General features: G+C 63.8%; 22 protein-coding genes. 5 read left to right on the plus strand and 17 right to left on the minus strand.

Annotated elements, in window-relative coordinates:
- Positions 1-51 precede the first annotated feature (51 nt).
- Positions 52-609: a hypothetical protein gene (locus ACZ1JM_RS11470; RefSeq protein WP_465134929.1), complete on the plus strand. Its 558-nt coding sequence runs from the start codon at positions 52-54 to the stop codon at positions 607-609.
- A gap of 245 nt (positions 610-854) precedes the next feature.
- Here the strand turns inward: ACZ1JM_RS11470 and dut are convergent, their stop codons facing one another.
- The 10 genes from dut to ACZ1JM_RS11520 form a co-directional block, all read right to left on the minus strand.
- On the minus strand, positions 855-1,325 hold the full coding sequence (gene dut / locus ACZ1JM_RS11475) for a dUTP diphosphatase (RefSeq protein WP_465134930.1): 471 nt from the start codon (positions 1,323-1,325) through the stop codon (positions 855-857).
- Positions 1,309-2,727: a bifunctional phosphopantothenoylcysteine decarboxylase/phosphopantothenate synthase gene (locus ACZ1JM_RS11480; protein ID WP_465134931.1), complete on the minus strand. Its 1,419-nt coding sequence runs from the start codon at positions 2,725-2,727 to the stop codon at positions 1,309-1,311. Before ACZ1JM_RS11480 ends, dut begins: the two co-directional genes overlap by 17 nt.
- A gap of 37 nt (positions 2,728-2,764) precedes the next feature.
- Positions 2,765-3,952, minus strand: coding sequence for a hypothetical protein (locus ACZ1JM_RS11485; RefSeq protein WP_465134932.1), 1,188 nt, complete (start codon positions 3,950-3,952; stop codon positions 2,765-2,767).
- Positions 3,919-5,511 (minus strand): 2-polyprenylphenol 6-hydroxylase, encoded by a 1,593-nt coding sequence (gene ubiB, locus ACZ1JM_RS11490; protein ID WP_465134933.1) that lies wholly within the window; start codon positions 5,509-5,511, stop codon positions 3,919-3,921. Before ubiB ends, ACZ1JM_RS11485 begins: the two co-directional genes overlap by 34 nt.
- Positions 5,512-5,518: 7 nt before the next feature.
- Positions 5,519-6,250, minus strand: coding sequence for a class I SAM-dependent methyltransferase (locus ACZ1JM_RS11495; RefSeq protein ID WP_465134934.1), 732 nt, complete (start codon positions 6,248-6,250; stop codon positions 5,519-5,521).
- Positions 6,251-6,340: 90 nt separating this feature from the next.
- Positions 6,341-6,769: an MAPEG family protein gene (locus ACZ1JM_RS11500; protein ID WP_465134935.1), complete on the minus strand. Its 429-nt coding sequence runs from the start codon at positions 6,767-6,769 to the stop codon at positions 6,341-6,343.
- Between the two features lie 95 nt (positions 6,770-6,864).
- Complete coding sequence (locus ACZ1JM_RS11505; protein WP_465134936.1) at positions 6,865-7,263, minus strand: hypothetical protein; 399 nt, start codon at positions 7,261-7,263, stop codon at positions 6,865-6,867.
- A gap of 87 nt (positions 7,264-7,350) precedes the next feature.
- The gene (locus ACZ1JM_RS11510; protein ID WP_465134937.1) at positions 7,351-7,656 is read right to left on the minus strand and encodes a DUF1294 domain-containing protein; all 306 of its coding nucleotides are present in this window, start codon (positions 7,654-7,656) and stop codon (positions 7,351-7,353) included.
- Positions 7,657-7,745: 89 nt separating this feature from the next.
- Positions 7,746-8,798 carry a ribonucleotide-diphosphate reductase subunit beta gene (locus ACZ1JM_RS11515; protein ID WP_465134938.1) on the minus strand — a complete coding sequence of 351 codons (1,053 nt, stop codon included), beginning with the start codon at positions 8,796-8,798 and terminating at the stop codon, positions 7,746-7,748.
- Between the two features lie 217 nt (positions 8,799-9,015).
- Positions 9,016-9,687, minus strand: coding sequence for a glutathione S-transferase family protein (locus tag ACZ1JM_RS11520; protein ID WP_465134939.1), 672 nt, complete (start codon positions 9,685-9,687; stop codon positions 9,016-9,018).
- A gap of 208 nt (positions 9,688-9,895) precedes the next feature.
- Here ACZ1JM_RS11520 and ACZ1JM_RS11525 point away from each other — a divergent pair, with 208 nt between their 5' ends.
- Positions 9,896-10,969 carry an acyltransferase family protein gene (locus ACZ1JM_RS11525; protein ID WP_465134940.1) on the plus strand — a complete coding sequence of 358 codons (1,074 nt, stop codon included), beginning with the start codon at positions 9,896-9,898 and terminating at the stop codon, positions 10,967-10,969.
- Positions 10,970-10,981: 12 nt separating this feature from the next.
- Here ACZ1JM_RS11525 and metW read toward each other — a convergent pair whose 3' ends face one another.
- From metW to metX, 3 genes are read right to left on the minus strand one after another with little or no spacing between them, the layout of a single operon-like run.
- On the minus strand, positions 10,982-11,593 hold the full coding sequence (gene metW, locus ACZ1JM_RS11530; protein WP_465134941.1) for a methionine biosynthesis protein MetW: 612 nt from the start codon (positions 11,591-11,593) through the stop codon (positions 10,982-10,984).
- Positions 11,590-12,024, minus strand: a complete 435-nt coding sequence (locus tag ACZ1JM_RS11535) for a GNAT family N-acetyltransferase (protein WP_465134942.1) — start codon at positions 12,022-12,024, stop codon at positions 11,590-11,592. The genes metW and ACZ1JM_RS11535 overlap by 4 nt, the downstream gene beginning before the upstream one ends.
- Positions 12,021-13,130: a homoserine O-acetyltransferase MetX gene (metX, locus tag ACZ1JM_RS11540; RefSeq protein ID WP_465134943.1), complete on the minus strand. Its 1,110-nt coding sequence runs from the start codon at positions 13,128-13,130 to the stop codon at positions 12,021-12,023. Before metX ends, ACZ1JM_RS11535 begins: the two co-directional genes overlap by 4 nt.
- A 70-nt stretch (positions 13,131-13,200) precedes the next feature.
- On the opposite strand from metX, the gene ACZ1JM_RS11545 reads away from it, so the two are divergent.
- From ACZ1JM_RS11545 to ACZ1JM_RS11555, 3 genes are all read left to right on the plus strand, one after another.
- Positions 13,201-14,340, plus strand: coding sequence for a pyridoxal phosphate-dependent aminotransferase (locus ACZ1JM_RS11545; RefSeq protein WP_465134944.1), 1,140 nt, complete (start codon positions 13,201-13,203; stop codon positions 14,338-14,340).
- A complete protein-coding gene (locus ACZ1JM_RS11550) occupies positions 14,337-15,263 on the plus strand; it encodes a prephenate/arogenate dehydrogenase family protein (RefSeq protein ID WP_465134945.1) in 927 nt (308 codons plus the stop codon). Before ACZ1JM_RS11545 ends, ACZ1JM_RS11550 begins: the two co-directional genes overlap by 4 nt.
- 68 nt (positions 15,264-15,331) lie before the next feature.
- Positions 15,332-16,117 (plus strand): transglutaminase-like domain-containing protein, encoded by a 786-nt coding sequence (locus tag ACZ1JM_RS11555; RefSeq protein ID WP_465134946.1) that lies wholly within the window; start codon positions 15,332-15,334, stop codon positions 16,115-16,117.
- Positions 16,118-16,126: 9 nt separating this feature from the next.
- Here ACZ1JM_RS11555 and ACZ1JM_RS11560 read toward each other — a convergent pair whose 3' ends face one another.
- From ACZ1JM_RS11560 to ftsE, 4 genes are read right to left on the minus strand one after another with little or no spacing between them, the layout of a single operon-like run.
- Positions 16,127-16,849 (minus strand): lysophospholipid acyltransferase family protein, encoded by a 723-nt coding sequence (locus tag ACZ1JM_RS11560; protein WP_465134947.1) that lies wholly within the window; start codon positions 16,847-16,849, stop codon positions 16,127-16,129.
- Complete coding sequence (locus ACZ1JM_RS11565; RefSeq protein WP_465134948.1) at positions 16,846-17,382, minus strand: YdcF family protein; 537 nt, start codon at positions 17,380-17,382, stop codon at positions 16,846-16,848. The genes ACZ1JM_RS11560 and ACZ1JM_RS11565 overlap by 4 nt, the downstream gene beginning before the upstream one ends.
- Before the next feature lie 26 nt (positions 17,383-17,408).
- Positions 17,409-18,338, minus strand: coding sequence for a cell division protein FtsX (locus ACZ1JM_RS11570; protein ID WP_465134949.1), 930 nt, complete (start codon positions 18,336-18,338; stop codon positions 17,409-17,411).
- Entirely contained in the window at positions 18,338-19,051 is a 714-nt protein-coding gene (gene ftsE / locus ACZ1JM_RS11575; protein WP_465135047.1) for a cell division ATP-binding protein FtsE, read from the minus strand. The genes ACZ1JM_RS11570 and ftsE overlap by 1 nt, the downstream gene beginning before the upstream one ends.
- Positions 19,052-19,178: the final 127 nt, after the last annotated feature.

The raw sequence follows: 19,178 nt of genomic DNA on the forward strand, positions 1-19,178 counted from the left end.
TCCCGTAGCAGATCGCTGACTCTAACATGCCTCCATGCTAAGCTTTCGTCTATGATAACCGAGAGCTACTACTGGAAGAAACCGCTGCTGACTGGGGCCAAGGCCATCCGCAAATATATGGACGCGGAAAACATCAGCGACGCTCAATTCGCGCGGATCGAACGCGAGATTTTCATCGGATTCTATTCGATAAGAAAATTACTAGAGGCAACAGGCAAAGTCAGCGCAGAGACGCGTGATATGAAGGTGTCGCTCAAGCGATATGAGAAGCGCGCAGATCAACCTATTGTCGATTGGTACAATCGGAGTGAATTTTGGGAGCTGTACGATCTAGACCAGCCGGCGCTGGAGCCTCGCGATTTGCTCTACGTGGCGCACCGTATGGTGCACAGTTTCATATTCATCCTGTCGGATGACGATGACCGAAGTGGTGCATTTTTCACAAGTGATCGGGACAAGGAGACGCGTCTCAATTTCGTGAGCACGGACGAAATCGTTCGGGTGTTCGAAACGGTCGGAAACGACTATCCGAATGGCTTCCACGCATGGCGCGACAAGGTGACTGGCGAAATGAAATGGAGCGTCCCCGCCAAGGAGTCTGCGCGCTGAGGCGAGTTTGGATTCACGTCCCGTCTAGAGGTTCGGGCACCACCGACCTCAATGAGGGGGTCTGCTCCGTTTGATTACCCCTACACAATGGCAGCTTTCGGGTGGTGGTGGTGGTCCGAATCGGATTGGCGGCGACCGGCCCATCTAAAGACCGAGCGTGCGCAAACGGGCGATGTCCGCCATGGCCGCTAAAGCAGAACTCGGCAATCTCTCAACAGCACCAACTCGAAACGCCGCCCAGCCCCTCAGTTACCAAGCGCGGCCACGCCGCCGGTGGAGCCGAAGCCTCCGCCGCCGCGTGCCGTGTCATCCAGTTCGTCAACCAGTAGCCATGATGCCCGGGTCACCGGAGCGACCACCAGCTGCGCGATGCGATCGCCGCGGCGAATGTCGAACGCCTGGTCACCAAGGTTGATCAGGATCACCTTCAGCTCGCCCCGATAGTCGGAATCGATCGTTCCCGGCGCATTCGGCACGCTGATGCCGTGCTTGATCGCCAGGCCGGAGCGCGGCCGCACCTGTATTTCGTATCCGGCCGGGATCGCCATGGACAAACCGGTCGCCACGGCGTGACGGGCGCCTGCCGCAAGCGTGATATCCTCGGCCGAAACCACGTCCATTCCCGCCGCCCCTTCCGTGGCATAGGCCGGCAGATCCAGCCCTTCCCCGTGCGGGAGGACCTTGACCATGATCGGCACTTCAACGGGGGAATGCATCGGCGAACCTTTCGACGAGGGCGCGGGCGACGTCCTCCTTGGGCATCTGGGGAAGGGAAATCACATCGTCCGCCCGCACGATATGGACGGTGTTGGAATCGCCGCCCATGACATCGCCCGACACATCGTTGGCGACGATCCAGTCCGCGCCTTTGCGCTGAAGCTTCTCCTGGGCGTAGCGCACCACGTCTTGCGTCTCCGCCGCAAAGCCGACGACCAGCGGCGGACGCTCGGCGCTCTGGGCGAGCGAGGCGAGGATGTCAGGGTTCTCGGTCAATTCGAGCGTCGGCAGGCCATTGCCCTGCTTCTTCAGTTTCTGGTCGGCGGCATGGGTCATGCGCCAGTCGGCTACGGCGGCAACCATCACGGCTATGTCTGCGGGAAGCGCCGTGCGGACGGCCTCGGCCATCTCGGCAGCGGTTTCCACGTCCACCCGATCGACGCCCGGGGGCGTGGGCAGGTAAACCGGGCCGGACACCAGCGTCACCCGCGCACCCGCTTCCGCAGCAGCGGCGGCGATGGCGAACCCCTGCTTGCCGGACGAGCGGTTGGCGATGTAGCGCACCGGATCGATCGGCTCCCACGTCGGCCCGGCGGTGACAAGGACGTGGCGGCCTGACAGGATGCCGGGCACGGGTTCCGGCGGCGCACCGCCCGTCACCAGATGATTGATCGCTTCCGGATCGGTGGGCGGTGCGGCCCGCGCCTCTCCCTTGGCCGCCATCAGCGCGGAGGACCCGCGCGCTGCATCGGCTCCCTCAACGTGAGGGAGACGTTTCGGCCCGCGCGAAATGATGAAGCCGGTCATGCTGCCGGTGCCGGGGCTGTCCCCTGATGGCTCCGTTCCTGAAAAGGCTGTCGGCAAATCAAGGGCGCCGGCGATGTATTCCCAGATCGCGGCAGGATCGGGCAGCCGGCCGGGTCCGAATTCGCCGCAGGCCATCGGCCCTTCGTCCGGCTCCATCACGTCGACACCCGAATCGCGCAGGGTCTGGACGTTACGCACGGTCGCGGCGTGCTGCCACATGCGCACGTTCATCGCGGGGATCGCCATGACCGGCTTGTCCGTCGCCAGCAGCAGCGTCGTCGCCAGATCGTCGGCGATCCCGGCGGCCATCTTCGCGAGCAGGTCCGCCGTCGCCGGGCAGACCACGACCAGATCGGCCTCACGGCTGAGCTGGATATGGCCCATTTCCGCCTCGTTCCGCAGGTCCCACAGCGTGGTGTACACTGGCTTTTCGGAAAGCGCTGCCAGCGTCATCGGCGTCACGAATTTCGATCCGCCCTCGGTCAGCACGCAGGTGACAGAGCCGCCTTCCTTGCGGATGGTGCGGACGAGTTCGCAGGATTTATAGGCAGCGATACCGCCACCGATCACCAGCAGGATGCGGGGTCCGTTCATGACCGGGGCTTTTGCAATACTGACGAACGAGGCGCAATCAGTTTGCGGCGCGGCCTCTCGCAGCCGTCAGCAGTTGAGATGCAGCGCGCGGCGCGAAGACCAGTCCCGCGCTCATGACCGGCGCGATCATCGCTCCCCAATAGAAATTCGCCCACCGGCCAACCAGCATGAACGCGATCCCGTAGCCAGCGCATAGCAGGAAAGCAAAAAGACCGGACCTGCTGTGCCAACCGAGCCAGCCGAAGGTCATGAGGATAACCGTGGGTCCCGCGATGAAATGGGGTAGCCAGCGCAAGGTGCTGGATTGGACCACATTGCCCAGCCAGCCCGGCAGCCCTCGCATCAGCAGCCATGGCGGGGCGTGGGGGTCGCCGGGCTTGACCTGCTGCGCCACGATCGACAGGTGCCAGTACAGACCAGCCATGAACACGATGGCCAACGCTATCCATGCGGCGCCTTCTCGCCAGTTTCGGTACCATAGGGCGAATGCAGCCATCAGCAGAACAAACGGCAGGGCCAGTTCGCGGATGGCAAGCGCAAGCGCGGCCGCCAGCAGTGCCGCTACCCATCGCCCGCCTTTTCCGCTGCGCCCTAACTGATGCAACCCGAGCGATAGCGTCAGCAGGCCGCCCGCCCATAGCTCGTGCAGCGGAAAAAAATGGCGGTTAAGCCCCAGCGATGCACCCACGAACACGAGGGCGGTGCCCATCCTGCGTATTCGTCCGCGATCTTCGGGCCGCTCTCCCAGCCTGCGCCACCACGCCACTATGGTCGCCACCATCAGCAGGATCGAGGCGATGATCTGCCCTGTCGTGCCGAGCCAGGCCTCGATGTACGCCAGGGTCGGCAAACGGACCGCGATCCCGGGATGGACCGGATAGTCCCGCCCTCGCTGTTCCTTCACGATGAAATCGTAGTAGTGCTCGCCCCGTGCAACACGCGCGATGGCGATCTCGTACAGGGCGAGATCCTCGTCGTCCGACTGGTCGGTGCTGGTGCTCCCTCTGCCCTGAATGGTCGGAGCAGTCTCCACCATGCGTTGCCATGGCGAGCGCGCTCCCGGGTGGTTCGTGGGAACGACCGCCGACGCCACCAGCAAGGTCAGCAACAGCGCCAACGCCAGCCGGGCACACCAAGGCGACCATCCGGCGAAGCGCCCCGCCGACGTTTCTTCCATCGCCGTCGGTCGGCCTAGTGCAGTATCGTCCAGTACGTCAGTGCCCACGCCGCCGTGCCCCCAAGGATCGCGGCTAGAGCATAGCCACTCCACTGATTACTTTGGCGTTTACGCCTGCGCCCCTTGGCCCAGAAGATATCGACCTCCGGAAGCGGCGCCTGTTCCGGTGCGCCGCCCTTGGGTGGAAAGCGTTCCTCAATCCGGCGGACCAGCGCGGGGAGGCGCAGCAGCGTCTCCACGTCTTCGCGCACCCGATCAACGATGACCGCTTCGGGGCCAAGCTCGTCGCGGATCCAGCCTTTGACGAACGGGGCGGAAACATCCCACATGTTGATGTCGGGATCGAGCGCGGTGGCCAGCCCTTCGACCATGACCATCGTCTTTTGCAGCAGCAGCAGGTGCGGCTGCACCGCCATGTCGAAGTCGCGCGTAATGGCGAAAAGGCCATCGAGCATCGCCCCGACCGAGAGCTCCGACACCGGCTTGCCGCGCATCGGTTCGCCCACCGCGCGCAGCGCCGTCGCGAATTCCTCTACCGTGTGATAGCTGGGGACATATTGCGCCTCGAAATGGATTTCGGCCACGCGGCGATAATTACCGGTGGTCAGGCCATAGAGAATCTCCGCCAGCCACAGCCGCGCCTGCCGGTTGATGCGGCCCATGATCCCGAAATCGATGGCGACGATCGTGGCGTGACGCCCGCCCCCCTCCTGTGGCGCCCCGCCCTGCACGAACAGGTTGCCCTGGTGCATGTCGGCATGGAAGAACCCGCAGGAAATCGCCTGCGTCAGGAACGTGAGCACCAGCCGCCGTGCCAGCGCGGGCAGATCGTATCCCGCCTCGCGCAGGGCGGGCAGGTTGCTCATCTTGATGCCATCGATCCAGCCGACCGTCAGCACCGAGCCATTGGTGCGATCCCAGTCGATGTCGGGGACGCGGTAATCCTCGATCCCCTTCATCGCATCGGCCAGTTCCGACGCTGAGGCTGCTTCGCGACGCAGATCGAATTCGCGCAGGGTCCAGCGCTTGAGGTTGGCGATCACCGCCCGCGGGCGCAGGCGCGCCGCTTCGCCGCCCAGCGCCTCAAGATGCGCGGCCGCCCATTCATAGGTTTCGACATCGCGCGTGAACTGTTCGCGAATGCCGGGGCGCAGGACCTTTACGGCGACGTGGCGACCATCCGGCGTCACCGCACGGTGGACCTGCGCGATCGAGGCGGCACCCACCGGCTCTTCCTCGACGCTGGCGAAAATCGTGTCGAGCGGCCGCCCGAACGTGGTTTCGATCACGGCGCGGATCTGCGCGAAGGGTACAGGCGGCAGGCTGTCTTGTAAGCTCAGCAGATTGCGCGCGGGCACTTCGCCAACAAGATCGGGACGCGTCGCCAGTGCCTGCCCCAGCTTGATCGCGGCAGGGCCAATGTCTTGAAACGCACCCGCGTAGTCGGGTTCCGACGGTTGGCGCGTGCCGAAGCGCGCGATCCGGCACAGCCGCTTGACCGGGCCGGGCGCGTTGCGATCATTCTCGATCCCGCGCAAGGCACCGTGCCGCGCGAGGACGCGGCCCCACTTGAGCAGGCGCGCGATGTGAACGGGGGTGGTGGTCACCTGAGGGTCAGACCTTCCAGCCCGAATGGATCGCCACAAGGCCGCCCATGATCGGTTCTACCTTCGTATGGCGAAAACCGGCGGCCCGGATCATGCCTTCGAATTCAGGCATGGGCGGAAAGCGGCGGATCGATTCGATCAGGTAGCGATAGGATTCCGCATCGCCTGCGATCATCGAGCCGATCCTGGGCACCAGCTTGTGCGAATATGTGTCGTACACTTCCTTGAACCCCGGCCATTCGGTGGTCGAGAATTCAAGGCAGAAAAAGCGCCCGCCGTAGTTCAACACGCGGTGGGCTTCGGCCAGCGCCTTGTCGATATGAGTGACGTTGCGAATGCCGAACGCGATCGTATAGGCATCGAAGAAACGATCCGGGAACGTCAGTTGCTCGGCATTCTGGCGCGACCATACAAGGGTATCGATGCCTTGATCCATCGCCCGTTCGATGCCCACGTCGAGCATGTCCTGGTTGATGTCGGACACGGTGATGCGTGCTCCGGCCTTTTCCATGCGGAACGCGATGTCGCCGGTGCCGCCCGCCATGTCGAGGATCTGCTCATGCCCGCGCGGTTTCACGCGCCGCACGAACTTGTCCTTCCACAGCCGGTGCATGCCAACCGACATGGCATCGTTCATTACATCGTATTTGCGGGCAACGGAGGAGAAGACGGCGCCCACGCGCTCTTCCTTCTCTTCGGGACGGACCTCTTCGTAGCCGAAGGAAACGGTATCGCTCATGGTGGTGTCCTCTAACCGTCCCGCGACGCGGACGCCACCGGTTTTCCGGTCATTGCAGTCCGATAGGGGAAGGCACAGTTGCGACCCCTGTCATACGCGCGCGAAGATGGCGATGGCGACATGGATCCACAGCGCGAGCATCAACAGAACGCCCAGCATGAATGCCCCGCCCCGGTGGGCGACATTGTTGTAAGTCATGTGGACCAGGCTCTGCACCACCCGTGTTGCGGCATAGCCCCACGCCAGGATCAGCGTCCATTTGCTAACCGTGCCGATGGCGAACGCGGTGATGCATACGGCGTAGAACAGCGTCGGCAATTCGAACAGGTTGCCGTAATGGCGCACGGCGGTACGGGCATATTCCGGTTCCGGCTCGCCCAGATGCGCGCGGAAATTGTTGAGGTCATACCCGGCTTTCATGGCCTTGCCGCGCGCCATCACCATGTTCACGAACGCCACGAACGTCAGCGCAACGACGACCAGCATGGGCAGAAAGATGAGGGTTGGGTTGGTGGTCATCCTGGCATTCCCTTTAAGACGGCGCCCTCAACGACGGCGGCATTCCGATTGGCGATAGGAAGTCTGCTGGCCTTCGTTTGGGACGGCAAGCCCGATCAGTCACCGTCGCGCTGCATTGCTGCCGTACGCTTCGCTTGCGCCTTCAGCGCAGACTTCGTCATGCGGCTGGCGAACCGGTCTACCCCGTCCTGGCTGTAGACGAACACCTGAGTGATCGGCACGCGGTATTCCTGCTTTTCGTCGGCCACGATCACGTCATTGCCTTCCAGCCGGGTGACGGCTCCGATCGTTTCCCCGCCATCTTCCAGGATCATCAGGCCGGGCGTCAGTTCGAGGCGAGTGACATTGCGGACGGTGATCACGTCCGGGTTGGCCATGGCCCGCTGGCCGGCGGGGGTTCCGGCGGCGACCGGCGCCTGGGACTTGGTCTGCGCCGAAGCGGGGCCCGCAACGCCAAGGGCGGCGGCGGTTAGGACAACGATCGTGCGATACATTGCGATGTCTCCGGAAATCTTTCCGGGTAAATGCACACGCCGCGCCTCGGTTGCCGACGCGTGTCCGGGTCGTGCGGTCGCCGGACGCTATCCAGCCATGACCCAGCCGAGCAATCCGGCAAGCGCCAAGGCCTGCAAGGTCGCTATGGTGTGGAGATTGCCGCTGAACGGCTGCTTGCGCGTCTTGTGCCGAAACGCCGCGCGACCGGCATAGGCGCCAATCGAACCACCCCAGAATGCGAGGGCGAGGAGCGTGCTTTCGCGAATGCGTCGATCGCCCCGGCGCGCCCGCTCCTTGTCGATGGCAAAGGCCGCGAACGCCCACAGATTGAGCGCGCAGAAGACCAAGACAAGAGTGAATGGGTCCAGAAGCATGGCAACTGGGTCGTTCATGGGCCAGCCGCTATCCCGCAGTGCTTAACAAATCGCTGAAGCGGGGATCACCGGCGCCAGATCGCTGGCGCCGGTCCAATCGTGTGCGCTTACTCTGCCGCGACTTCGCCGAACAGGCCCGGCTCCGATGCGGTGTCGACCAGACTTTCGTCGTTGGCGCGAGTCACCTTGCGGCGCGAATCGAAGTTCGACCACACGGTATTCCAGTCGCCGCGCGTGGCGCCCTTGGAGTATTCGGTGGCGCGGGTTTCGAAGAAGTTGGCATGCTCCACGCCGTTGAGCAGCGGCTGCAGCCATGGCAGCGGGTGATCTTCGATCAGGTAGATCGGCTTCAGGCCCAGCTGGCCCATGCGCCAGTCCGCGATGTAGCGGATGTAGCGCTTGATGTCCTTGGGCGTCATGCCCGGCACGGGGCCGAGTTCGAAGGCCAGATCGATGAAGTTGTCTTCCAGACGAATCGTGGTCTGGCACTGGTCGGCGATGTCGTCCTTTACCGCCTTGGTCAGGCAGTCCCGTTCCCGGACGAAGGTGTGGAACAGCTGAATGATGCCTTCGCAGTGCAGCGATTCGTCGCGGACCGACCACGATACGATCTGCCCCATGCCCTTCATCTTGTTGAAGCGCGGGAAGTTCATCAGCATCGCGAAGCTGGCGAACAGCTGCACGCCTTCGGTGAAGCCGCCAAACATGGCGAGCGTGCGGGCGATATCCTCGTCGTTGTCGACGGTGAATTTCTGGAGGTAGTCGTGCTTGTCGCGCAGTTCGGAATATTCAAGGAAAGCGCCGTATTCGCTTTCGGGCATGCCGATCGTGTCGAGCAGGTGCGAATAGGCCGCGATGTGCACCGTCTCCATGTTGGAGAAGGCGGCGAGCATCATCTTGATCTCGGTGGGCTTGAACACCCGTGCATACTTTTCGTGGTAGCAATCCTGCACCTCCACGTCGGCCTGCGTAAAGAAGCGGAAGATCTGCGTCAGCAGGTTGCGCTCATGCTCGGAGATGTTCTGCGCCCAATCGCGGCAGTCTTCGCCCAGAGGTACTTCCTCGGGCAGCCAGTGGACCTGCTGCTGGATCTTCCAGAAGTCGTACGCCCAGGGATATTCGAAGGGCTTGTAGGTCTTGCGGGCTTCGAGAAGAGGCATGCGGTGGCTCCGATGGATCGGCTGATTTCTGATTCGCCCGGACGCCTCCAACTCTGGCGCGCACTCAGGCGGAGAGACCAGAGATAGTGAGGATCGCCTTCAAATCGAGATGACGAATCAATCTTTGCACAGGTACATCTGGGGGCAAGCGAATTATGCAGCCCCAAGGGCTTGTGCCGGTCTTGATATGTTCCGTTCGTCGTATTTCCCAGCCGAATCAGCCGTCGACCTCGGCGTAGTGGCTTGGCGGCTGGATTACTTCCATGCGTTCGGACAGCAGCGGACGGAACGACGGGCGCGATTTCATGACCAGGTACCAGGCTCGCGCCTGTTCGTGGCTCGACCAGTCCAAACCGCCCAGATAATCGGCCACCGAGATCTGCGCCGCGGCGGCCAGATCGGCGAGCGTCATCGTCGCCCCTGCCAGCCAGGGCCGGTTGTCGATCAGGTAATCGATGTAATCCAGGTAATCGTGCGCCAGCTTCATCGATTCGCGCAGCGCCTTGGCATCGGGGGACTGGCGCAGGACCAGGCGCTTCTTCATCCGTTCCAGCAGCAGCGGGCCGGACACGTCGTTGTAGAAATTCTCATCGAACATCGCGATCAGGCGGCGAATTTCGGCTCGCTGATGCGAGGTGCCGCTGATCTGCGGATTGCGATCGACGGTTTCCTCGAAATATTCGCAGATCGCCCGGCTGTCCGACAGCACGATGCCTTTTTCGGTCTCGCGGATCACCGGGGTGCGGCCTGCCGGGTTCATGGCGAACAGCCGATCCTCCCCCTCCCACGGTCGCGCGGTCTGAAGTTCGTAGGCGATGCTCTTTTCGGCCATGAGCAGCCGGACCTTGCGGCTGAAAGGGCAAAGCGGAAACTGATAGATGTGCCACATGGATTTTCGATGCCAAACACAAGAGGTAGCGTCCACCCGAACCGGATTTTGGACGGGGGCTAAACGCGTGGATAAGTCCTCCGGTCATGGCATGGCGGGCCGCTCGGGCCGATCTGTTCCGGCCCCGGAAAAGAACGAGGTATTTTAGGGAGCGCCGCTCAAGCCGGGGCTGTCCTACAGTCTCGCGGGTTTATCGGGGGATTGTCCTATGAGCGCGATCGCGCAAACGGCCGATGGCGAAACGGCAGGCCGCTTGTCTTTACCGACCACCACGTCGGCAACGCGCCATTTCGCGCTGCCTCAAGCCCTGCGCGGCATCGCCGCGCTGTGGGTCGTCCTGTTTCATATGCAGGCGGGCGGACATGCTGCCGACTTCTTCGCTGCCGCCCCGGCCCCGCTGGCGTGGCTCGTGTCCAAGGGAGAAGGCGGCGTCGCGATCTTCTTTGCGCTCAGCGGCTTCGTCATTGCCCATAGCCTGCGCGACGTTACCCCTTCCGCCGGGCTGCTGGGTCGCTTCGGGCTAAGGCGCGCGATCCGGCTCGACCCGCCGTACTGGGTGGCGATCCTGGCGGTGCTGTGCATCGGCTTCGTCGAGTATCGGATGGGCCGGGCGGACGCTCCGGATGTTTCCTATGCCCGCTTGCTCGCTCATCTGGTCTACGCCCAGAATCTGGTGGGTTTCACCAATTTCAACATCGTGTTCTGGACGCTGTGTTACGAAGTGCAGTTCTACCTGTTCTTCGTCGCATCGATGCTGGTGTCGCAGGCATTCGGAGAGGCCGGACGCAAGGCCGTGACTGCACTCCATTTCGCGATCGCGGCGGCCTGGTCTGCGGGTTATCTGGCCAGCCCTGTCCCCGGCCTGTTCGTGGATTTGTGGTATGCCTTCTACCTTGGCATCCTGGCGTATCGGTCCACTACCTCGCGTCTGGCGGTGATCCAGATGATGGTTCTCAGCGTTCCCATTCTTCTAAGCCAGATGGCGTTCGGCACGATCGCCTTGCTGACAGCAATTCTGTTGGCGATCGGACTGGCCACCGGCTTCGTGAAGAACGGCCTGCGGCTGCCGCCCCTGCTGTTCCTGGGGACCATCAGCTACAGCCTGTACCTGTTCCACAATCCGGTCACCGGGGCCGGGTTCTTTATCGCCGGAAAGCTCAGCCTGCCGCACTCGGCAGCATTCGTTGCGGTGCTTGGACTCAACCTGCTGGTCGCGTGGATCGCATATCGACTGATCGAAGCGCCGGCCCATGCGATGAGCCGTCGCATCCCGTTGACTTGACGAAAAGCGCCGTCAGTTCGCGCGCGACAGCAGGAACACCGCATGCTCTGCGCGGAAGTTTGCGGCCGCTGCGCTGCACAGCTTGTCCCCTGACAGGAACCAGCTTCCCTCCACCACAATCCCGCGGGTCTGCACCAGTTCGCGAAAGTCGTTGATCGTCAGGTGGTGGATGTTGGGCGTTTCATACCACGCCACCGGCAGCAGCCGCGTCACCGGCATGCGCCCGTTCCACAGGAGCGAGGCACGCACGCGCCAGTGCGCGAAGTTGGGGAAGCTGACGAAGGCCTTGCGGCCGATCCGCAGCAGCTCCTCCAGCACGACGTCAGGACGCATGGTCGTCTGCAAGGTTTGCGAAAGGATCGCATAGTCCACCGATTTGTCGGGATAGAACGCCAGGTCCTTGTCGGCATCGCCCTGTATCACCGACAGTCCCCGCGCCACGCAGCGGCCCACGTTGGCGGCGTCGATCTCCATGCCGCGTGTCGCGCACTGCTGCCCGTCGCGCAGGGCGGCGAGAAGCGTGCCGTCTCCACAACCGACATCGAGGACGCCCGAACCGGCCGCCACGTTGGCCGCGATCACCGCCAGATCCGGGCGGAGTGAGGAGTGCGCCGCGCCGGTCATTCCTCCGTCTCCAGCCGCGCGGCCAACACCGGGTCCAGCCGCTCCATCATCAGCTCGGGGCGTGCCAGTGGCTTGAAGCCCAGCTGAGAATAGACCCCGTGCGCGTCGGCGGTGATCAGGCAGAACCGACGAATGCCTGCGTAATCCGGATGATCGACGAACCACTGCGTCATGCGGCGACCAAGCCCCTGCCCGCGCGCCGTTTCATCCACCCATACGTCAGCCAGCCACGCGAAACTGGCGCGATCGGAAATCACCCGCGCGAAACCGACCTGATCGCCACCGGGCAGATAAGCGCCCAGGCAATGCGACCCGGCGATCTGCCGTTCCACTTGCGCCACTTCGATGCCGGGGCACCAGTAACTGCCCGCCAGCCAGCGATGGATGCGCGGCACGTCCAGCCGGTCATGATCGTCGGAAAGCTCGATCACCCCAGGAACCCTTCCACCACTCGGTCCAGCGCCGGAACATCGAGCAGGAAACTGTCGTGCCCGAACGGGGCGGACAGTTCCACGAAGCTGACCGGCAGCCCCGCCGCGTTCAGCGCATGGACCACGTTGCGCGATTCGGCAGTGGGGTAAAGCCAATCGGTATCAAAGCTGACGAGGCAGAACCGCGCTTTCGATCCGGCAAAGGCATTGGCCAGCAGCCCGCCATGCTCTTCCGCCAGATCGAAGTAATCCATCGCGCGGGTGATATAGAGGTACGAGTTGGCATCGAACCGGTCGGTGAACGACAGCCCCTGATAGCGCAGATACGATTCGATCTGGAAATCGGCGTCGAACCCGAAGGTCTTTTCCTGACGGTTCTGCAATCGGCGGCCGAACTTTTCCGTCAACCCTGCTTCGGACAGATACGTGATATGCGCGGCCATGCGCGCGACGGAGAGGCCCTTTTCCGGGCCCTTTCCGAAGGCGTAATAGTTGCCGTCCCGCCATGCCGGATCGGCCATGATTGCCTGCCTGCCAACTTCATGAAACGCGATGTTCTGGGCGGAATGGCGGGCGGTGGACGCCAGCACCAGCACCGCGCGGGCGCGTTCGGGGAAATTGGCGGCCAGGCTGAGCGCCTGCATCCCGCCCATCGACCCGCCGATGACCGCATGCAGCGCATCGATGCCCAGCGAATCCAGCACGGCGATATGCCCCTTCACCATGTCGCGAATGGTGATGACGGGAAAGCGCATGCCCCACGGATCGCCGTCCGGCGCCTTGCTGGCAGGACCGGTGGAACCCATGCACGAACCGATGACGTTGGCGCAGATGATGAAGTAGCGGTCGGTGTCGATCGGCTTGCCCGGGCCGACCATGCGCACCCACCAGCCGGGCTTGCCGGTCTTCGGGTGGTTCGAGACGACATGGTGGTCACCCGTCAGCGCGTGACAGATGAAAATGGCGTTGTCCTTGGCCGCATTCAGCGTGCCGCATGTTTCATAAGCGATGCGCGGACACGCAAGGCTTTGCCCGCCGTCGAGAAACAGCGGCATGTCGAGATCGAGGAACTTGTTCTCGGTAGGGATAAGCTGGGCGGTCGCCATGATCGTTGCCAAGTGGGACGCTCACGGGGGCGTGTCAATCGCCCCCTGTCATTAACCGCCGCGCTGCGGTATGGGCGCGCCCGTCATGAGCGAAACGAACATCACTGCCGATGCCGCCACGAAAGGCCCCGTCCCCAAGCCCTGGATCGAGGCGATCCATGCCTATGTGCCCGGCAAGTCCAAGGGCAAGGACGGTCGCCCGCTGATCAAGCTGTCGGCAAACGAGAACCCGCTTGGCACCAGCGCCGCCGCGCTCGACGCGAAGGCACAGGCACCGTCACTCTACCCGGACCCCGACAGCACCGCGCTCCGCGAGGCGATCGGCGCGATCCACGGCATCGCGCCCGCCCGGATCGTGATGGGCACCGGGTCGGACGAACTGCTGAACCTCGCCGCTCAGGGGTACGCGGGTCTGGGGGACGAGGTGATCTACGTCCGCTACGGCTTTTCGGTGTACGACATCGCCGCAAGGCGCTGCGGCGCGACGCCGGTGGTGGCGCCGGACGCGGATTACGGCACCGATGTCGATGCGCTGCTGGGTCTGGTCACGCCGCGCACCCGCGTGGTCTTCGTCGCCAATCCGAACAACCCCACCGGGTCCTATCTGCCAAAGGGCGAGATAGCCCGCCTCCACGCTGGCCTGCCTTCCGACGTGCTGCTGGTGATCGACCAGGCCTACGGCGAATATGTTGCGCCCGAGGATGAGGACGGTGCGCTGGCGCTGGCGGAACTGCATGACAACGTGCTTGTCACCCGCACCTTTTCCAAAATCTTCGGCCTCGCCGGCGAGCGGATCGGATGGGCGACCGGCGCTCCGGGCATCGTCGCCACGCTCAACCGCATCCGCGGCCCGTTCAACGTATCCGCCACTGGCCAGGCGATGGCGATCGTGGCGTTGAGCGATACCGCCTTTGTCGAGCAAAGCCGCCTGCACAACGAAGCCGAGCGTGCCCGCTTCATCGGCAAGATCGACGCGCTCGGCAATCACGGCCTTCGCCCGCTGCCGACGCAGGCCAACTTCGTGCTCATCCTGTTCGAAGGCAAGCTGAGCGCCGAGGCCGCGTTCGATGGGCTGGCAGACCGGGGCTACATCGTGCGCTGGCTGCCGGGGCAAGGGCTGCCCCAGGCGCTTCGCATCACCATCGGCAAGGCGCAGGACATGGACGCGATAGCGGACGGTCTGCGCGAAATGGCCGAGGCCGCCAAGTGACGTTCGGCACGGTCGCCATCATCGGCCTTGGCCTGCAGGGCGGCTCGATCGGGCTGGCCGCGCGCGAATATCTGCCGGATGTGCGCACTACCGGATACGATCTGGACCCGGGACATCGTGCCCGCGCGGCGCACCGCCAGTTGGTGGACACCGTATGCGACAGTGCCGCCGATGCCGTTCGCGACGCGGATCTGGTGATCTTCTGCGTCCCGCCCGGCGCCATGGGCATCGCCGCTGAGCAAGTGCGTGAAGCGCTGCCTGCCAACGCGCTCGTCAGCGATGTCGGCTCCTCCAAGCAGACGATCGCCAAGGCCCTTGGCGATGCCCTGCCCGACCATGTGGTGATCCCCGCGCACCCGGTAGCCGGGACCGAAAATTCCGGCCCGGACGCGGGCTTTGCGCATCTGTTCCGCAATCGCTGGTGCATCGTCACGCCGCCTGCCAAAGTCGACATGGTCAAGCTCTCGCAGCTGGTCGGCTTCTGGGAAGCATTGGGCGCCAATGTCGAGATCATGACGGCGGAGCACCACGACATGGTGCTGGCGGTGACCAGCCACTTGCCTCACCTTATCGCCTATACCATCGTCGGCACCGCGTCCGACCTTGAGGACGTGACGCAGGGCGAAGTGATCAAGTATTCCGCCGGTGGTTTTCGCGACTTCACCCGCATCGCCGCTTCGGATCCGACGATGTGGCGCGATGTCTTCCTGTCGAACAAGGGTGCGGTTCTGACCATGCTCCAGCGCTTCACCGAAGACCTGACCGCCCTGCAACGCGCGATCCGGGTGGGCGACGGGGACAAGCTGTTCGATCAGTTCGCCCGCACCCGCGCGATCCGCCGCTCGATCATCGACGAAGGACAGGACGATGCGCGGCCCGATTTCGGCCGAGGCGATCATGAGGGAACGACGAAGAAATCGTGACGAGCGGCGGGACCTGAACAAGGTCTCGCGCATTGCGTGCAAAACCCCGTGCAAGGACGCCCCACGCGATGCAACTTTCCATCGTCACTACCCTGAATTACGCCGTCAACGGCCCGGTCGATGTCCTCCTCCAGGTCGAGGCCGCGATGATCCCCGAACAGCGCATCATCTCGGCGCATATCGACCTGCCGCCGCTCGATCATTTTGCCCGTGTCGCCGCCCAGTCCGACATCGGGGAGCGCATCTGGCTGCGCACGTCCTCGCCGCTGGAGATCAGCTATCGCGCCACGGTCTCGGTCGAGCGGATGCTGGCGGATATCGAGACGCTGCCAGCTGTCCCGACGTATATGCTGCCGGGCGAGACGGTCGATTACCTGATGCCGTCGCGCTATTGCACGTCGGACACGTTCCTCGATTTCGTGCAGGGCGAGTTCGGCCACCTCGAAGGCGGACAACGCGTGGCTGCGATACGGGACCGGGTCGCCAGCATGCTCACGTATGAGCCGGGTTCAAGCAACGCCTACACCACGGCGGCGGACACCTTCAACAGCGGCCGGGGCGTGTGCCGGGACTATGCGCATCTGATGATCGCCCTCACCCGCGCCAGCGCGATCCCGGCGCGGTTCGCCAGCGTCTACGGGCTGGGCGTAGAGCCGCAGGACTTCCATGCTGTCGCCGAAGTGTTTCTCGACGGGGCGTGGCACATGGTGGACGCGACCGGTATGAGTTCACCGGATCGTATCGCCAAGATCGGCGTGGGCCGGGATGCAGCCGACGTCTCTTTCCTGTCCAGCTTCGGCTATGTCGAAATGGTATCGCAAGAAGTGGAAGTCAGCGAATTGGTCCCGGCCTGATCGGCCCGTTCACCCGTTCAGGACATTGATCGCGGCGTGAACGCGCGCCTCGATCTCCTCACGCGGAAGGCCCGGTTCGATACGCTCGCCAACCCGCAGCGTAATCACGCCGGACTTCTTCCACCGGCGGTGATAGAGCCGCCCGCTGTTCACCGCCACCGGGACAACGGGTAGCCCAAGCAGCTTGTATAGCCCGGCGAACCCGGCCTGCAGCGGCGGCTTGTTCCCGGTGGGAACGCGCGTCCCCTCGGGAAAGATCGCCAGCGGCCGCCCTTGGGCGGCAAATCCGCGCGCGCTCGTGACCATCGCGCGAAGGGCCTTCGCCCCGTCGCCACGCTGGACGACCACCGCACCATAGCGACGAGCCGCCCACCCCCAGCCCGGTATCTCGGTCAATTCCGCCTTCGGGAACGGCGCGGGTTCGTTCATCTGCGCCGGAAGGTCGATCGCCTCGAAGAAGCTTTCGTGCTTGATGGCGACGAGGACACCCTCATTGGGCAATTCCCCCTCCACGACCAGCCGTATCCCCAGGATCCAGCGTGCGCAGAAGCGGTGGTACTGGCTCCACCCACGCACAGTCCGGCGCACCGGTTCATCGCCGACGATCGCTGCGAGGAACGTCGCGGTCACGTAGACCACGGTGCCAAGGTAAAACGCGACGTAGAACACCAGCGAACGTGCCACATCCAGCGGTGTGGCCGATGCTTGTGCAGGCGAAGGGGTATCGGTCAAAATGCTTCCCAGATGTTGATCGCGGCACGGGCCAGCAACTTGTGATACTCGAGGAACAACGTGCCCAGGCTCGGGTGTGACGGCACGCCATCACGCTCCATCCGGACATCATCGGGGAATTCCCGCTCCAGTTCCAGCGCAGCCCGCCGCATATGCCAGTCCGCCGTGACGAGCCGGATCGACTTGGCGTTCTGTTCCGCCGCCCATTGCGCCGCCTCGATTGCGTTGGAGCGCGTATCGTAGGCGCGATAGCCGAGCGTCACGCAGCACCGCATCAAGCGTGCCGGCACCTTGAACTGCTCGGCAAATTCGCGGGGACGCACTTCCCGATCGACGCCGGACACCAGCAACGTGGGCGCCTTGCCCGCTTCGAGAACGGCAAGCGCATGCTCGATCCTGCCCGAGCTTCCCGTCAGGACGATGATCGCATCGGTGCGCACGCTGGCGGGCAAAGGGCCGGGCAGCGCGACGGCGAACCACAGGAACCCGAACAGCCAGATCAGCACGACGAAGGCGACGAAGCGGCGAAACATGGATGCTATATAGGCGCTTGTGCGGATTAAAGCATCTGGCGCAAAGCATGGAGAACCGTCAGCCGCGCCGTCACCATCGCCAGCAGAGTTGCCAGTATCGGAACCAGCGCCAGCAGCAGCCAGTCGCTCCAGATGAGGGCGCCGTTATCCACCAGACCCGCACCCAGACCTTCGAACCGTTTCGCCAGCCCAAGGATCACCATCAGCGCCAATGCCAGGCCCACGGTGCCGCCGCCCGCCGCGTCGTAACCGATGGAGCGCTGAAATACGCGAGCAACCTGCGCGTCGGTACCGCCCAGCAGATGGACGATCTCGATCGTATCGCGGTTGGCCCCCAGCGCCGACCGCGAGGCCAGCAATACCGCCGCCGCCAGGGCAACCGCCAGCAGACCGACCAGCGCGATGGAGAGCACCTGCAAGGACACCATCGCGTCGAACACCGGGCGCAACCAGTTTGATTGAGCGTCTACTCGGGCGGACGGCGCGACCGGGGTCACGCGCTTTGCGATCTCTCGCAACTCGGCAGCGGTAGCCGGGCCTTTCAGTTGCACGTCGATCAACGCCGGCACGGGAACAGCCGAGCCGGCTTCGTCCGCGATGTCGGTGCCCAGCCAAGGCGCTATAAGCGCGTCCAGTTCCGCTTGTGGCACCCGCCGCAGGCCGGCGACCCCCGGCATCGCCTTGATCTCATCCACGACTTTCGTCGCCTGAGCCGCGCGCACGTCGGGTCGCGGTTCGATGATCTGCACGGTCACGCCCCCCGCGATCTCCGCCCGGGCGGCGGATACCGCGTTGCCCAGCGCCAGTCCGGCCGCAAGCGCGATCGCCGTCAGCGCCACCATGATCGCGATCACCCACGGCATCGGCCCGGACATGCGCGCTTCGGGGATGATCTCCACATTGCGACCGACACGCAGCCGCCGGGACAGTTTTGTCCACGCAGGACCCGCCCGCATCACGTCAGTTTCCTTGGCGGATAGCGCAAGGCGCCCGTCGGGTCAGAAATACGGCCCTGATCCAGCCGCATGATCAGGCTGTCCGGTACTTTGCGCAGGAGGTCCAGATCGTGGGTCGCGACCACCACGGTCGTCCCCTGCCGGTTGAGCATCTCGAACAGGCGCATCAGCTTCATTGCCATTTCGGGATCGACGTTGCCGGTCGGCTCGTCCGCCACCAACATCGCCGGGCGCGCGATCACGGCGCGGGCGATGGCGACACGCTGCTGTTCACCGCCCGAAAGCGTGGCGGGGCGCGCATCCATGCGATCCGCCAGTCCCACCCATTGCAGGATATCGCGCACCGGCCCTTCCAGATCACGTTCCAGATGACCGGCGACGCGCAATGGCAGCGCCACATTGTCGAACGCGGACAAGTGATCGACGAGCCGGAAATCCTGAAATACCACGCCGATCCGCCGCCGTAGCACCGGTAATGCGCCGCGCGGCATCGTGATTGCGTCCGTCCCGAACATGCGGATTGCCCCGCGCGATGGCCGCTGGGCCAGATAGAGCAGCCGCAGCAGCGACGTCTTGCCCGCGCCGCTGGCCCCGGTGAGGAAGTAGAACCGACCCGGAAACAGCGTGAACGTCAGATCGCTCAGCACTTCGCGATCGGTGCCGTAGCGAAGGCCGACATTGTCGAAATGGATGATTTCGCCGTCCGCAATCATGCTCGTCATAGAAAAAGAGTGTCCAGTCGGGCCGAACGGGCGACGTGCCGGCCTATAGCGGCGCTTGCATGTGGAAAAAAGAGCATCGTGACGCGAACCCACAAGTCCGACGCTTGTGGTAGACAAG

The organism is Novosphingobium sp. BL-S-24 (assembly GCF_055521575.1).